This window comes from Variovorax ginsengisoli, from assembly GCF_030811835.1.
Taxonomy (GTDB): domain Bacteria; phylum Pseudomonadota; class Gammaproteobacteria; order Burkholderiales; family Burkholderiaceae_C; genus Variovorax; species Variovorax ginsengisoli_C.
Map to the genome: position 1 here is coordinate 72,225 of NZ_JAUSRO010000007.1, position 14,384 is coordinate 86,608.

At 67.0% G+C, this 14,384-nt stretch carries 12 protein-coding genes; 11 read left to right on the forward strand and 1 reads right to left on the reverse strand.

Translation table 11 applies throughout. The annotated features are described in order from the left end of the window. Positions 1-5: 5 nt before the first annotated feature. Genes J2W36_RS12330 through J2W36_RS12355 form a run of 6 tightly spaced genes read left to right on the forward strand, consistent with a single transcriptional unit; the run spans position 6 to position 7,205 of the window. Positions 6-1,901, forward strand: coding sequence for a dipeptide ABC transporter ATP-binding protein (locus J2W36_RS12330; protein ID WP_307690030.1), 1,896 nt, complete (start codon positions 6-8; stop codon positions 1,899-1,901). Between the two features lie 58 nt (positions 1,902-1,959). Next, positions 1,960-3,498, forward strand: coding sequence for a glutathione ABC transporter substrate-binding protein GsiB (gene gsiB, locus J2W36_RS12335; RefSeq protein ID WP_307690031.1), 1,539 nt, complete (start codon positions 1,960-1,962; stop codon positions 3,496-3,498). 24 nt (positions 3,499-3,522) lie between these two features. Continuing rightward, positions 3,523-4,443 (forward strand): glutathione ABC transporter permease GsiC, encoded by a 921-nt coding sequence (gene gsiC, locus J2W36_RS12340; protein ID WP_307690032.1) that lies wholly within the window; start codon positions 3,523-3,525, stop codon positions 4,441-4,443. A gap of 10 nt (positions 4,444-4,453) precedes the next feature. Further along, positions 4,454-5,338 carry a glutathione ABC transporter permease GsiD gene (gene gsiD / locus J2W36_RS12345; RefSeq protein ID WP_307690033.1) on the forward strand — a complete coding sequence of 295 codons (885 nt, stop codon included), beginning with the start codon at positions 4,454-4,456 and terminating at the stop codon, positions 5,336-5,338. Positions 5,339-5,340: 2 nt separating this feature from the next. Further along, entirely contained in the window at positions 5,341-6,390 is a 1,050-nt protein-coding gene (locus J2W36_RS12350; protein WP_307690034.1) for a DmpA family aminopeptidase, read from the forward strand. After that, a complete protein-coding gene (locus J2W36_RS12355) occupies positions 6,387-7,205 on the forward strand; it encodes a M55 family metallopeptidase (protein WP_307690035.1) in 819 nt (272 codons plus the stop codon). Before J2W36_RS12350 ends, J2W36_RS12355 begins: the two co-directional genes overlap by 4 nt. On the opposite strand, the gene argC is transcribed toward J2W36_RS12355, so the two are convergent. Next, positions 7,202-8,125, reverse strand: coding sequence for an N-acetyl-gamma-glutamyl-phosphate reductase (gene argC, locus J2W36_RS12360; RefSeq protein ID WP_307690246.1), 924 nt, complete (start codon positions 8,123-8,125; stop codon positions 7,202-7,204). The genes J2W36_RS12355 and argC overlap by 4 nt on opposite strands. A 175-nt stretch (positions 8,126-8,300) precedes the next feature. Here argC and sucC point away from each other — a divergent pair, with 175 nt between their 5' ends. The 5 genes from sucC to J2W36_RS12385 all read left to right on the forward strand — a co-directional run bounded on the left by sucC (position 8,301) and on the right by J2W36_RS12385 (position 14,327). Continuing rightward, complete coding sequence (gene sucC, locus J2W36_RS12365) at positions 8,301-9,464, forward strand: ADP-forming succinate--CoA ligase subunit beta (protein ID WP_307690036.1); 1,164 nt, start codon at positions 8,301-8,303, stop codon at positions 9,462-9,464. Between the two features lie 10 nt (positions 9,465-9,474). Continuing rightward, positions 9,475-10,368: a succinate--CoA ligase subunit alpha gene (sucD, locus tag J2W36_RS12370; RefSeq protein WP_286647620.1), complete on the forward strand. Its 894-nt coding sequence runs from the start codon at positions 9,475-9,477 to the stop codon at positions 10,366-10,368. Between the two features lie 107 nt (positions 10,369-10,475). Continuing rightward, complete coding sequence (locus J2W36_RS12375; protein WP_307690037.1) at positions 10,476-11,159, forward strand: TerC family protein; 684 nt, start codon at positions 10,476-10,478, stop codon at positions 11,157-11,159. 82 nt (positions 11,160-11,241) lie between these two features. Further along, positions 11,242-13,515: a CHASE2 domain-containing protein gene (locus J2W36_RS12380; protein WP_307690038.1), complete on the forward strand. Its 2,274-nt coding sequence runs from the start codon at positions 11,242-11,244 to the stop codon at positions 13,513-13,515. Continuing rightward, on the forward strand, positions 13,512-14,327 hold the full coding sequence (locus J2W36_RS12385) for a 3',5'-cyclic-nucleotide phosphodiesterase (protein WP_307690039.1): 816 nt from the start codon (positions 13,512-13,514) through the stop codon (positions 14,325-14,327). The genes J2W36_RS12380 and J2W36_RS12385 overlap by 4 nt, the downstream gene beginning before the upstream one ends. Positions 14,328-14,384 lie beyond the last annotated feature (57 nt).

Genomic DNA, 14,384 nt, shown 5'->3' on the forward strand with positions numbered 1-14,384 from the left:
TGCCCATGTCTGCCGTTCTCACCGCCCCCAACGCGCGCGCTGCTGCCGCTTCCACGCCGACCCTGCCCGACGGCCAAGTGCTGGCGGTCGAAGACCTCACCGTCCGCTTCTCGACCTCCGAGCGCGTGGTCGATGCGGTGCGCAACCTCTCGTTTCACGTCGAGCGCGGCGAGACGCTGGCCATCGTGGGCGAATCGGGCTCGGGCAAGTCGGTCACCTCGCTCGCGCTGATGCGGCTGGTCGAATACGGCGGCGGCCGGATCGTCAACGGCCGCATGGCCTTCCGCCGCCGCAACGGCCAGGTGCTCGACCTGGCGCGCGCGCCCGACGCCACGATGCGCGGCATCCGTGGCGCCGACATCGCAATGATCTTCCAGGAGCCGATGACCTCGCTGAACCCGGTGTTCACGGCCGGCGACCAGATCGCCGAGGCCATCGCGATCCACCAGAACAAGGACCGCGCCGCCGCGCGTGCCGAGGCGCTGCGCATGCTCGAACTGGTGCGCATCCCCGAAGCGAAGAACGTGCTCGACCGCTTCCCGCACCAGCTCTCGGGCGGCATGCGGCAGCGCGTGATGATCGCGATGGCGCTGTCGTGCAAGCCGTCGCTGCTGATCGCCGACGAGCCCACCACCGCGCTCGACGTGACCATCCAGGCGCAGATTCTCCAGCTCATCCGCGAGTTGCAGACCGAGATGCAGATGGGCGTGCTCTTCATCACGCACGACATGGGCGTGGTGGCCGAAGTGGCCGACCGCGTGCTTGTGATGTACCGCGGCGACAAGGTCGAGGCCGACACCGCCACGCAGGTGTTCGCCGATCCACGCCACCCGTACACACGCGCCCTGCTGTCGGCCGTGCCGCAGCTCGGCGCGATGCGCGGCACCGACCTGCCTGCCAAGTTCGAGCTGCTGCGGGTCGATGGGGACGCGGCACCGGTGGCGGCCATGCCGCAGGACACCGTGCGCGCCGGCCAGCCGCCCATCCTGCGCGTGAAGGACCTGGTCACGCGCTTCGATCTGCGCAGCGGCATCCTCGGCCGCGTCACGCGCCGCGTGCATGCGGTCGAGAAGCTGAGCTTCGACCTGCACGCGGGCGAGACGCTGGCGCTGGTCGGTGAATCGGGCTGCGGCAAGTCGACCACCGGCCGCTCGCTGCTGCGCCTGGTCGAGAGCCAGCGCGGCGTCATCGAATTCAACGGCCGCAACATCCTCGAGCTGCCGAAGAAAGACGTGCAGGCCTTGCGCCGCGACATCCAGTTCATCTTCCAGGACCCGTTCGCCTCGCTCGACCCGCGCGTGACCGTGGGCTACTCGATCATGGAGCCGCTGCTGGTGCACGGCATCGCCAGCGGCGACGAGGCGCAGGCGCGCGTGCGCTGGCTGCTCGAGAAGGTCGGCCTGCCGGCCGACCATGCGCAGCGCTATCCGCACGAGTTCTCCGGTGGCCAGCGGCAACGCATCGCCATCGCGCGCGCGCTGGCGCTCAACCCCAAGGTCGTGGTGGCCGACGAGTCGGTGTCGGCGCTCGACGTGTCGATCCAGGCGCAGATCGTCAACCTGCTGCTCGACCTGCAGCGCGAACTGGGCGTGGCCTTTCTCTTCATCTCGCATGACATGGCCGTGGTCGAGCGCGTGAGCCACCGCGTCGCCGTGATGTACCTCGGCCAGATCGTCGAGATCGGCCCGCGCCGCGCCATCTTCGAGAACCCGCAGCATGACTACACCAAGCGCCTGATGGCCGCCGTGCCGGTGGCCGACCCGACGCGCCGCCACATCGGCCGCACGCTGCAGAAGGGCGAGATCCCGAGCCCGGTGCACCCGGTGGGCTACGAGCCCGACGTGCAGCCGCTGGTCGAGGTCGGCCCGGGTCACTTCGTGGCGCGGCATCCGGTCGTCTGACGCGCTTTCAGTTCTTTCACTTTCATCCCCACCCCAACGACTTCAAAGGAGTCTTCGCATGTTCACCCAACGCCTTTCCCGAATCGCAGGCGCGCTGGCACTGGCCGGCGTCGCGCTGTCCGCCCATGCCGCCAAGGATGTGGTTGTCGCAGTGCAGTCGAACTTCACGACGACCGACCCGTACGACGCCAACGACACGCTGTCGCAGGCCGTCGCCAAGTCCTTCTACCAAGGCCTCTACGGCTTCGACAAGGACATGAAGATGGTGCCGGTGCTCGCCACCGGCTACACCGTCAGCCCGGACGGTCTGGTCTACACGATCAAGCTGCGCAGCGGCGTCAAGTTCCATGACGGCACCGACTTCAACGCCGAAGCGGTGAAGGCCACCTTCGACCGCGTGACCAACCCCGACAACAAGCTCAAGCGCTACAACCTCTACAAGAACATCGCCAAGACCGAAGCGGTCGACGCGACCACGGTCAAGTTCACGCTCACCGAGCCCTTCTCTCCGTTCATGAATACGCTGGCGCATCCGTCGGCCGTGATCATCTCGCCGGCCGCGTTGGCCAAGTTCGGCAGCAAGGGCATTGCGCAGAACCCGGTGGGCACCGGCCCCTTCAAGTTCGTCGAGTGGAAGTCGACCGACTACCTGAAGGTCGCGAAGTTCGACGGCTACTGGCGCAAGGGCTACCCCAAGGTCGACACGATCACCTGGCGCCCTGTGGTGGACAACAACACCCGCGCCGCGATGATGCAGACCAACGAGGCGCACTTCGCCTTCCCGATGCCGCCGGAAGCCGCGCAGACGCTGCAGGGCAAGCCCAGCCTGGAAGTCACGGCGGCGCCGTCGATCATCCAGCGCTACATCTCGTTCAACACGCAGCAAAAGCCCTTCGACAACCCGAAGGTGCGTGAAGCCATCAACTACGCGATCAACAAGGAAGCGCTGGTCAAGGTGGCCTTCTCCGGCTACGCGATCCCGGCCGAAGGCGTGCTGCCCAAGGGTGTCGACGGCGCGGTCAAGCTGGGCCCGTGGCCCTACAACCCGACCAAGGCGAAGGAACTGCTGAAGGAAGCCGGCTACCCGAACGGCTTCGAGAGCATCCTCTGGTCGGCCTACAACTACACGACCGCGCAGAAGGTGATCCAGTTCGTGCAGCAGCAGCTGGGCCAGGTCGGCATCAAGGTGCAGGTGCAGGCGCTCGAAGCCGGCCAGCGCGTCGAACGCGTCGAGAGCGCGCAGGACCCGGCCACCGCTCCGGTACGCATGTACTACGTGGGCTGGTCGTCGTCGACCGGTGAAGCCGACTGGGCGCTGCGTCCGCTGCTGGCCTCCGAATCGTTCCCGCCGAAGCTCTTCAACACGGCCTACTACAAGAACGACGAAGTCGACGCCGGCATCAAGAAGGCACTGGTCACCACCGACCCGGCCGCCAAGGCCAAGGTCTATGCCGATGTGCAGCAACGCATCTGGAAGGACGCACCCTGGGCCTTCCTGGTGACGGAGCAACTGCTGTCGGTGCGCGCGCGCAACCTGGCCGGTTTCTACGTGATCCCGGACGGCAGCTTCAACTTCGACGAAGTCGAGCTGAAGTAGACGCAACGCAGCCGTTCAGCGACGATGACTTCCTACATCCTCAAGCGCCTGCTGGGTCTGCTGCCGACGCTCTTCATCGTCGCGGTGCTGGTGTTCCTGTTCGTCCACATGCTGCCGGGCGACCCGGCTCGGCTCGCGGCGGGCGTTGACGCCAGCCCCGAGACGGTCGAACTGGTCCGCCAGGACCTGGGGCTCGACAAGCCGATGCCCCAGCAGTTCCTCAACTTCTTCGTGAACATCGTGCAGGGCGACTTCGGTCACTCGCTGCGTTCGAAGCGGCCGGTGTCCACCGAGATCGCCGAGCGCTTCATGCCGACGCTGCTCCTCACCATCACCAGCATGGTCTGGGCGGTGGTCTTCGGCATGGTGATCGGCATCGTCTCCGCCGTGTACCGCAACCAATGGCCCGACCGCATCGGCATGACGCTGGCGGTGTCGGGCATCTCCTTTCCCGCGTTTGCGCTGGGCATGCTGCTGATGCAGGTGTTCTCGGTGCAACTGGGCTGGCTGCCCACCGTCGGTGCCGATTCGTGGCGCCACTACATCCTGCCCTCGCTCACGCTGGGCGCGGCGGTGGCCGCCGTGATGGCGCGCTTCACGCGCTCGTCGTTCATCGAGGTGATCCAGGAAGACTTCGTGCGCACCGCGCGCGCCAAGGGCGTGAGCGAGAAGTGGGTTGTGCTCAAGCACTGCCTGCGCAATGCGCTCATTCCTGTCGTCACCATGATGGGCCTGCAGTTCGGCTTCCTGCTGGGCGGCTCGATCGTGGTCGAGGCCGTCTTCAACTGGCCGGGGCTGGGCCGCCTGCTGGTCGACGCGATCGAGATGCGCGACTACCCCATCATCCAGACGCTCGTGCTGCTCTTCTCGCTCGAGTTCATCCTGATCAACCTCGTGGTCGACGTGCTGTATGGCTTCATCAACCCGACCATCCGCTACAAGTGAAGCCCCGACCATGACGATTTCTTCCACGGTCGCCGCCGACCACACGGTGCGCACGCCCTGGCGTGAGTTCTGGCGCAAGTTCCGCATGCAGCACGTCGCCTTCGGCGCGCTGATCTTTGTGGTGCTGCTGGTGCTGGTCGCGGTGCTTGCGCCGTGGATCGTGCCCTTCGATCCCGAGAACTTCTTCGACTACGACCGCATCAACCAGGGCCCGTCGGCCATGCACTGGTTCGGCGTCGACCCGCTGGGTCGCGACATCTTCAGCCGCATTCTGATGGGCACGCGCATCTCACTGGCCGCGGGCTTCTTCTCGGTGGTGCTGGGTGCCATCATCGGCACCGTGTTCGGCCTGCTGGCGGGCTACTACGGCGGCTGGTGGGACCGCATCGTCATGCGCATCTCCGACGTGCTGTTCGCCTTCCCGGGCGTGCTGCTCGCGCTGGGCGTGGTGGCGATCCTCGGCAGCGGGATGATCAACGTGGTGATCGCGGTGTCGGTGTTCAGCGTGCCGGCCTTCGCGCGCCTGGTGCGCGGCAACACGCTGGTGCTCAAGAACCTCACCTACATCGAGGCCACGCAGAGCATCGGTGCGAGCGACCGCACCATCCTTCTACGGCACATCCTGCCGGGCACCATCTCGGCCATCGTCGTGTACTTCACGATGCGGCTGGGCACCTCGATCATCACGGCGGCGAGCCTGTCCTTCCTCGGTCTGGGCGCGCAGCCGCCGACGCCGGAATGGGGCGCGATGCTCAACGAGGCGCGCGCCGACATGGTCAACGCGCCGCACGTGGCGCTGTTCCCGTCGCTCGCGATCTTCTTCACGGTGCTGGCCTTCAACCTGCTGGGTGACGGCCTGCGCGACGCGCTCGATCCGAAGATCGACCGGCTGTAGACATGGCGGTCCCGGTCCCACGCATCGGCCGGCTGCCCTCGGGCCGGCGTGATGCGATCACCGACGTGGCGGGTGTCACCGTCGGGCATGTGACGCTCGACGAAGGCGATGTGCACACCGGTGTGACCGTAGTGCGCCCGCATGGCGGCGACCCATACCTGCAGCGTGTGCCGGCCGGCTTCACGGTGCTCAACGGCTTCGGCAAGAGCGTGGGGCTGATGCAGGTCGAGGAACTGGGCGTGCTGGAGACGCCCATCGCACTGACCAACACCTTCGCGGTGCCTGCGGTCGCCGCGGCGCAGATCCGCCAGTGCGTGGCGGCCAACCCCGATTGCGGCCGCGGCCTGCCCACGGTCAACCCGCTGGTCTTCGAGTGCAACGACGGTTTCCTCAACGACCTCCAGCGCATGGCGGTCGGCGAGGTCGACTACCAGCGCGCCTGGTCGACCGCAAGCGCCGACTTCGCGCAGGGCTCGGTCGGCGCGGGGCGCGGCATGACGAGCTTCGGGTTGAAGGGCGGCATCGGCAGCGCATCGCGGCTTGCCGGCGCGCACACCGTCGGCGCGCTGGTGCTGGCCAACTATGGCGTGCGCGACAACCTCGTGATTGCGGGGCATGCGGTCGATCCGCCGAGCCCCAGCGTGCCCGTCGAGCCCGAGAAGGGCTCGATCATCATCCTGATCGCAACCGATGCGCCGCTCGACGCGCGCCAGTTGCGCCGGTTATCGTTGCGCGCGGGCGCGGGCCTCGCGCGCACCGGCTCGGTCTTCGGGCACGGCAGCGGTGACATCGCGCTGGCCTTCTCGACCGCCTACACGCTGCCGCAGCGGCCGGGCGAGCCGATGCCGGCCGTGGCGATGCTGCACGACGCGCTGCTCGACGGCCTGTTCCAGGCGGTGGCCGACAGCGTGGAGCAGGCCATCCTGCACGCGCTGTGGCGGGCAACTGCCTTCGTCGGCCGCGATGGCCACGCGCGGCCCGCACTGGCCGACCTGCTGCGCGATGCGCCAACCGACGCCTTCGCTCCCCTCACCCTCATCAAGCCCTCATGAAAATCTTGATCTCCACCGACATCGAAGGCGTGGCCGGCGTCTACCACCCGCAGCAGACGCGCGCAGGCAACGGCGAGTACGAACGCGCCCGTCGCTGGATGACCGACGAAGCCAACGCCGCCATCGCCGGTGCCTTCGACGGCGGCGCGACCGAGGTCTACGTCAACGACTCGCATGGCGACTTCCGCAACCTGCTGCCCGACGGGCTCGATCCGCGCGCGCAGGCGATCCAGGGCAAGCCGCGCTACCTCAGCATGGTGGCCGGCGTGGAGCTGGGCATCGACGGCGTCTGCATGGTCGGCTACCACGCACGCGCGCAGGGCGCGGGCATCCTCGCGCACACCATCAACAGCTTCGCCTTCGCAGGCATCGAGTTCGATGGCCAGCCGATGAGCGAGGCCGGCCTTTACGGCGCGCTTGCGGGCGAGTACGGCGCGCCGGTGCTGATGGCCAGCGGCGACGACCTGTTCATCACCGAGAACCGTCCGCTGTTCCCGCATGCGACCTTCGTGCAGACCAAGCGCGCGACGGGCCAGACCAGCGGCATCTCGCTGTCGCCCGCGCAGTCCTGTGCGGCGATCCGCGCGGGCGTTGTCGAAGCGATGGCCGCGCGTGCGGCCGCCAAAGCGCTCGTGTGGCCCACGCCGCTGCGCGTGACGCTGCGCACCCAGACGCCAGCCATGGCCGATCTGTTCTGCCAGTGGCCGACCTTCGAGCGCGTCGCGCCGGTGGAACTGCGCTTTGCGGCGCCGAGCGTCGAGCATGCGGTGCGCATGCTCAATTGCTGCTCGGCGATGTCGGCTATGCTGCGCTAGATCCCGAGCATCAACTTGAGGTTCTGCACCGCCGCGCCGCTGGCGCCCTTGCCCAGGTTGTCCAGGCGCGCGATGACGACCGCATGGCGATGGTCCTCGTTCGGGAACACGCGCAGTTCGAGCTGGTTGGTGTCGTTGAGCGCGGTAGGCTCCAGCTTGCCGTCTTCGGTCGGCGGCAGCACCGACACGAACCGGTCGGGGGTGTTGCTGCGCGCATAGTGCGCGGCCAGTGCGTCGTGCAGGTCGCTGGCCTTCGGCTTGCCGGGCAGGTCGTCCAGATGCAGTGGCAGCTGCACCAGCATGCCCTGCTTGAAGTTGCCCACCGAGGGGATGAAGACCGGCCGGCGTGTGAGGCCGGTGAACTTCATGATCTCGGGGATGTGCTTGTGCTTGAGCCCCAGCGCGTAGGTCTCGAAGGGCGCAGCTTCGCCTTTTTCGTAGGCTTCGATCATGGGGCGACCGCCGCCCGAGTAGCCGCTGACCGAGGGCAGGGCGACCGGGAAGTCGGCCGGCAGCAGCCCCGCATCGATCAGCGGACGCAGGATGGCGATGGCGCCGGTGGCATAGCAGCCGGGATTGCCCACGCGGTCGGCCTGCGCCACGGCCTGCCAGTGGCCTTCGACGAGTTCCGGGAAGCCGAAGGTCCAGGCCGGGTTCGTGCGGTGCGCGGTGGAGGCGTCGATGATCTTCGGCTTGGTGCCGGACAACTGGTCGATCAGCGCGACCGACTCGATGGCCGCGTCGTCGTGCAGGCAAAGCACCACGAGGTCGACGCCGGCCATCAGCTCGCGCTTGGCGGCGACGTCCTTGCGCAGCTCGGGCGCGATGCTCACGAGCTCGATATTCGCCATCGTTGCGAGACGTTCGCGGATCTGAAGGCCGGTGGTACCAGCCTCGCCGTCGATGAAAACCTTGGCCATGGTGGGTGTGCTCACGAGAGTCGAGGGATTGACCGCGCTGCCAAGTCGGGCTTGTTGCGGCGCACCATGATACAGTCTGCGGTTGTCCCCCGCCCCCGCCCGTTCCAGGCGCCGTGGCCTGCGGACAACAGCCAATTCAGACTCCGTTCTCAACCCCCGTTCCGAGAGACACCTCATGAAGATTCACGAGTACCAAGGCAAGGAGATTCTTGCCAAGTTCGGCGTGCCCGTGCCGCGCGGCATTGCGGCCTACACGGTCCAGGAGGCGGTCGAAGCCGCCCAGAAGCTTGGCGGCCCGGTGTGGGTGGTCAAGGCCCAGATTCACGCGGGTGGCCGCGGCAAGGGCGGTGGCGTCAAGGTCGCCAAGAGCATCGAAGACGTGAAGAAGCTGGCCGGCGAAATCCTCGGCATGCAGCTCGTCACGCACCAGACCGGCCCCGAAGGCCAGAAGGTCCGTCGCCTCTACATCGAAGACGGCGCCGACATCAACAAGGAATACTACGTGTCCGCCGTGACCGACCGCGCCACGCAGAAGGTCGCGTTCATCGCCTCGAGCGAAGGCGGCATGGACATCGAGGAAGTGGCGCATTCCACGCCCGAGAAGATCATCACGGTGTACGCCGACCCCGAACTCGGCCTGACCGACGCGCAAGCCAAGGAAATAGCCGACGGCATCGGCATGCCGGCCGATTCGACCGCGCAGACCGTCGACATCCTCAAGAAGCTCTACACCTGCTACATGGAGACGGACGCCTCGCTGGTCGAGATCAACCCGCTCAACCGTGACAGCAAGGGCAACGTGATGGCGCTCGACGCGAAGTTCAACTTCGACCCGAACGCACTGTTCCGCCACCCCGAACTCGTCGCCCTGCGCGACCTGGACGAAGAAGACGCGGCCGAAGTCGAAGCCTCGAAGTTCGACCTGGCCTACATCTCGCTGGACGGCAACATCGGCTGCCTGGTCAACGGCGCCGGCCTGGCGATGGCAACCATGGACACCATCAAGCTGTTCGGCGGCGAGCCGGCCAACTTCCTGGACGTGGGCGGCGGTGCCACCCCCGAGAAGGTGACTGAAGCCTTCAAGATCATGTTGAAGAACAAGAACGTCAAGGGCATTCTGGTCAACATCTTCGGCGGCATCATGAAGTGCGACACCATCGCCACCGGCGTGATCGCAGCCTGCAAGGCGGTGAACCTCAGCGTGCCGCTGGTCGTGCGCATGAAGGGCACGAACGAAGTCGAAGGCAAGAAGATGCTGGCCGATTCCGGCCTGCCGATCATCAGCGCCGACACGATGGCCGATGCGGCCCAAAAAGTGGTTGCGGCAGTCGCCAAGTAAGGAATAAGTCATGTCGATCTACATCAACAAAGACACCAAGGTCATCACGCAAGGCATCACCGGCAAGACCGGTCAGTTCCACACGGAAAAGTGCCAGGAATACGCGAACGGCAAGAACGCCTTCGTCGCCGGTGTGAATCCGAAGAAGGCCGGCGAGTCGATCTTCGGCATTCCAATCTTCGGTTCCGTCAAGGAAGCCGCATCGCAGACCGGCGCGACCGTGTCGGTGATCTACGTGCCGCCTCCGGGCGCCGCTGCCGCCATCTGGGAAGCCGTCGAAGCCGACCTGGACATGGCCATCTGCATCACCGAAGGCATTCCGGTCAAGGACATGCTCGAAGTGCGCAACAAGATGAAGGCCAAGGAAGCCGCCGGCGGCAAGAAGACGCTGCTGCTCGGCCCGAACTGCCCCGGCCTGATTACGCCCGACGAAATCAAGATCGGCATCATGCCCGGCCACATCCACCGCAAGGGTCGCATCGGCGTGGTCTCGCGCTCGGGCACGCTGACCTATGAAGCCGTGGCACAGCTCACCGAAATCGGCCTGGGCCAATCGTCGGCAGTCGGCATCGGCGGCGACCCGATCAACGGTCTGAAGCACATCGACGTGATGAAGGCCTTCAACGACGATCCGGACACCGACGCAGTCATCATGATCGGCGAAATCGGCGGCCCGGACGAAGCCGACGCCGCACGCTGGTGCAAGCTCAACATGAAGAAGCCGGTGGTCGGCTTCATCGCTGGCGTGACCGCACCTCCGGGCAAGCGCATGGGCCACGCCGGCGCGCTGATCTCGGGCGGTGCCGACACGGCCGATGCCAAGCTCGCCATCATGGAAGAGTCGGGCTTCACCGTGACGCGCAACTTCTCGGAACTCGCGAAGCTGCTAAAGGCCAAGCTCTGATCTGAGGCCCCGCGCCTTCTGAACTGAGCACTCCAAAAACGGCAAAGCGCTCGCAGCTTCGGTTGCGAGCGCTTTTGTCCGTGTATCAATAACAAAGGAGAAGACAAGTGGACATGCTGCAAACGGCAGACTTCTGGATCGGTCTGGTCAAGATCATCTGGATCAACATCATTCTCTCGGGCGACAACGCGGTCGTGATCGCGCTGGCCGCCCGTTCCTTGCCCCCGGCGCAGCAGAAGAAGGCTGTGCTGATCGGGTCGGGCGCGGCCGTGGTGCTGCGCATCGCGCTGACCGTGGTGGCCGCACGCCTGCTGGCGTTGCCCTATCTGCAGATCGTTGGTGGCCTGCTGCTGCTGTACATCGGTTTCCAGTTGCTCAGCGACGAGGAAGACGGCGAGGGCGAGTCCAAGGAGTACGGCAGCATGTTCGCGGCCGTGCGCACCATCCTCATTGCCGACCTGGTGATGAGCCTGGACAACGTGATCGCCGTGGCGGCTGCCGCGCAAGGCAACAACATGCTGCTGATCCTGGGCCTGGCCATCAGCATTCCGCTGGTGATCTTCGGCAGCACGATGATGATCAAGCTCATGGAGCGTTTCCCCATCATCGTGATGCTGGGCGCTGCGCTGATCGGCTGGGTCGGTGGCGAGACCATTGCGGGCGACGTGGCGTTGCGGGACGTGGTCGAGGACAACCCGTGGCTGCACTATGTGGCGGCGGCACTGGGTGCGGCTTTCGTGGTGATTTCGGGCCGCTGGATGCAGGTGCGCGCGCACCGCGCCGCGCACTGAACACCGACGCGCGGCCCACGTTCAACGGCGACGCAGCGGCTGCGCCCATGACACACCCGGCGGCCACTGCTGCAGGCCCACCATGGCCCTGAGGCTGGTGCGCCGGCATGCGGCGCGCGTCGTGCTCACGCTGCTGCCGATGGTGGTGGCCATGCTGCAGGCCGCTGGCGTCTGGCAGCTGCCCGTGGTGGAGCGGCTGGACAATTTCATCTACGACGTGCGGTTGCGCGCTCACATGCCCGGCACGCCGGACTCGCGCATCGTGATCGTCGACATCGACGACGCGAGCCTGCAGCAGTTCGGTCAATGGCCCTGGAGCCGCGACAAGCTGGCGCGCCTGAGCACCGAACTGCTGGTGCGCCAGCAGGTCGCCGTGCTCGGCTTCGACATCCTGTTTCCCGAGCCGGACGAAAGTTCGGGCCTGTCGGACCTGCGACGGCTCGCCGAAGGCCGGCTGCGGGCGCAACCGGGTTTTGCCGCCGAGGTCGAGCGCCTGGCGCCTGCACTCGACCATGATGGTGTTTTTGCGCGCACGCTGACCGGGCGGCCCGTGGTGCTTGGCTATTACTTCAACGGTACCCGCAACGCGCTGGCCAATGGGCGATTGCCCGCGCCAGCGCTGCTGCCCGATGCCTTCGATGGCGCATCGCCGCCCGCGGTGGTCTGGAACAGCTTTGGCGGAAACATCGCCCCCCTGGTCCAGGCCGCACCCCATGGCGGCTTCCTCAACGTGCTCATCGGCCGCAACGACGATGGCGTGGTGCGCGCCGTGCCCTTGCTCGCGCGGTACGAGGGGGCCGCAGCGCCAGCGGGCTATTACGCGTCGTTCGCGCTGGCGGTGTACCAGGTGGCCAGCGGAGGCACATACGCCGTCGCCCCGGTCTTCGCGAGCCACGGCGTGGTCGGGCGTGCGGCGCCGCTGACGGCGCTGCAGGTCGGGCAGGGCACCACGCATCGGCGCGTGCCGGTCGATGGCAATGCCAGCGTGCTGGTGCCGTTTCGCGGGCCGGGCGGTGGCGAGGGCGGTTCGTTTCGCTACGTGACGGCCGCGGCCATCCTGCGCGGCGAGCTGGCGCCGGGCGCCATGCGCGGCAAGATCGTGTTGGTCGGCACCACGGCCCGCGGGCTCCAGGACCTGCGCGCCACGCCGGTCGACAGCATCTTCCCGGGGGTCGAAGTGCATGCGAACGTCGTCTCCGGCCTGCTCGACGGGCGCTTCGCGTCGGTGCCGGACTATGCGTCGGGCTACGACCTGGTGCAGATGCTGTTCGCCGGGTTGCTGCTGGCCTTCGGCATGTCGGCGCTGCCGGCGTTCCAGGCCGTGCTGCTGGGCGTGGGCACGGCGGCGCTGCTCGTCGTGGTCAATGTCTTGCTGTATGTGCGTGGCGGTCTGGTGCTGCCTCTGTCGGCCGTGCTGTTGATGACGGCGCTGGCCTTCGTGCTGAACCTGAGCTGGGGCTTCTTCCTGGAGACGCGCGCTCGCCGGGGGCTGGCGCGGCTCTTCGGCTCCTACGTGCCGCCGCAACTGGTCGACGAGATGATGAAGCGCCCCGGGCGCTACAGCATGCGGGCCGAGAGCAAGGAGCTCACGGTCATGTTCTGCGACATGCGTGGCTTCACATCGCTGTCCGAACAGGTCACACCCACCGAACTGCAGACGCTGCTCAACGCGCTGTTCAGCCGCCTGACGGCCATCATCAGCCGCCATCGCGGCACCGTGGACAAGTACATGGGCGATTGCGTGATGGCCTTCTGGGGGGCGCCGGTCGACACACCCGACCATGCAGCGCTGGCCGTGCAGGCAGCCTTCGAGATGGCTGCCGCCGTGCGCGAGTTCGATGAATCCCAGCGCCTGGCCGGGCGCCCGCGCATCGATGTGGGCATCGGCCTGAACACGGGCGTGATGAGCGTGGGCGACATGGGTTCGGCCGTGCGCCGCAGCTACACCGTGGTCGGCGACGCGGTGAACCTGGCCGCGCGGCTCGAAGGACTGGGCAGCACCTATGGTGTGCAGATCGTCGCAAGCGAGGCCACGCGCCACGCTGCGCCCGGCTTTGCGTGGCACGCCCTCGACACCGTCCGCGTGCGGGGCAGCGCGCGCGCCGTGACCATCTGCACGCCCGTGGGCCGAATCGGCGAGGCCAGGTGGGCGGCCGGCCTGGCGCAATGGGACGCGCTGCTCGCGGCCTGCCGTGCCCAGCGCTGGAGCGAGGCGCAGGATCTTCTGGCGTCGCTCGATACACAGCAGAACGTCAACAAAGTCCTTGTCGCGCTGTACCGGCAACGGGTAGCCTCCGGTGGTTTGCATCCACCCGATCCCGACGGGGATTGTGCGACCCGCTTCGACTCCAAATGACAGACACCCTTCAGGTTCGCGTCCTCGGATGCTCCGGCGCCATCGCCCGGGATTGCCGCACCACCTCGTTCCTGATCGACGGCACCCTGCTGGTCGACGCGGGGACCGGCGTTGGCGACCTCACGCTCGATGAGATGGCCGCTGTCGACGACGTGCTGCTCACCCACTCCCACCTCGACCACATCGTGGCGCTGCCGCTGATGATCGACGCCGTGGCCCGCCGCCGCACCCGGGCGCTGCGCGTGCATGCGCTGCAGGAAACACTCGACGCCTTGCGCGCGCACGTTTTCAACAATGTGATCTGGCCGGATTTCGAGCGCCTTCCCACCGCCGAGGCGCCGCTCCTGAGCCTGCATCCGATCACCGTCGGGCAGGCGATCGCTTTCGGCGGGCCCGCACCCAAGCACGTCGAGGTGCTGCCCGCGCGCCACACGGTGCCGGCCTGCGGCTTTGCCGTCCGGCGTGCGACGGCGCACGCGCATTGGGTCTTCACCGGCGACACCGAACGCAATCCTCTCCTGTGGAGGCGCCTGAACGCCCTGGACGTCGGCGCGCTCGTGATCGAGACGGCCTTCAGCGACAGCGAGCAGGCGCTGGCGCTGCGCAGCAGCCACCTGTCGCCGTCGAGCCTGGCCAGCGAGCTCGCCTGGATCGCACCGGAGCGCTGCTATCCGATCTACATCACCCACACCAAGCCCGCAGAAACGGTGGCCATCATGAGCGAGATTGCCGCGCTGGCGCGGCGCGATGCCGTCCAGGGCAGGACATTCGACATCCGGGGCCTGTCGGCCAACGACATCCTGGAGGTCTGAGTCGAAGGCGTGCCTCCGATTGCCCGAAGCCGGCCCCAGCCGTCGATTCCATCACGC

Excerpts from the sequence above, each read along its gene's own strand:
- argC (WP_307690246.1), bottom strand. The coding sequence starts at position 8,125 with ATGGCCAAGGTTTTCATCGACGGCGAGGCTGGTACCACCGGCCTTCAG.
- gsiB (WP_307690031.1), top strand. The coding sequence starts at position 1,960 with ATGTTCACCCAACGCCTTTCCCGAATCGCAGGCGCGCTGGCACTGGCC.
- J2W36_RS12355 (WP_307690035.1), top strand. The coding sequence starts at position 6,387 with ATGAAAATCTTGATCTCCACCGACATCGAAGGCGTGGCCGGCGTCTAC.
- sucC (WP_307690036.1), top strand. The coding sequence starts at position 8,301 with ATGAAGATTCACGAGTACCAAGGCAAGGAGATTCTTGCCAAGTTCGGC.
- gsiC (WP_307690032.1), top strand. The coding sequence starts at position 3,523 with ATGACTTCCTACATCCTCAAGCGCCTGCTGGGTCTGCTGCCGACGCTC.
- sucD (WP_286647620.1), top strand. The coding sequence starts at position 9,475 with ATGTCGATCTACATCAACAAAGACACCAAGGTCATCACGCAAGGCATC.
- J2W36_RS12330 (WP_307690030.1), top strand. The coding sequence starts at position 6 with ATGTCTGCCGTTCTCACCGCCCCCAACGCGCGCGCTGCTGCCGCTTCC.
- gsiD (WP_307690033.1), top strand. The coding sequence starts at position 4,454 with ATGACGATTTCTTCCACGGTCGCCGCCGACCACACGGTGCGCACGCCC.
- J2W36_RS12350 (WP_307690034.1), top strand. The coding sequence starts at position 5,341 with ATGGCGGTCCCGGTCCCACGCATCGGCCGGCTGCCCTCGGGCCGGCGT.
- J2W36_RS12380 (WP_307690038.1), top strand. The coding sequence starts at position 11,242 with ATGGCCCTGAGGCTGGTGCGCCGGCATGCGGCGCGCGTCGTGCTCACG.
- J2W36_RS12385 (WP_307690039.1), top strand. The coding sequence starts at position 13,512 with ATGACAGACACCCTTCAGGTTCGCGTCCTCGGATGCTCCGGCGCCATC.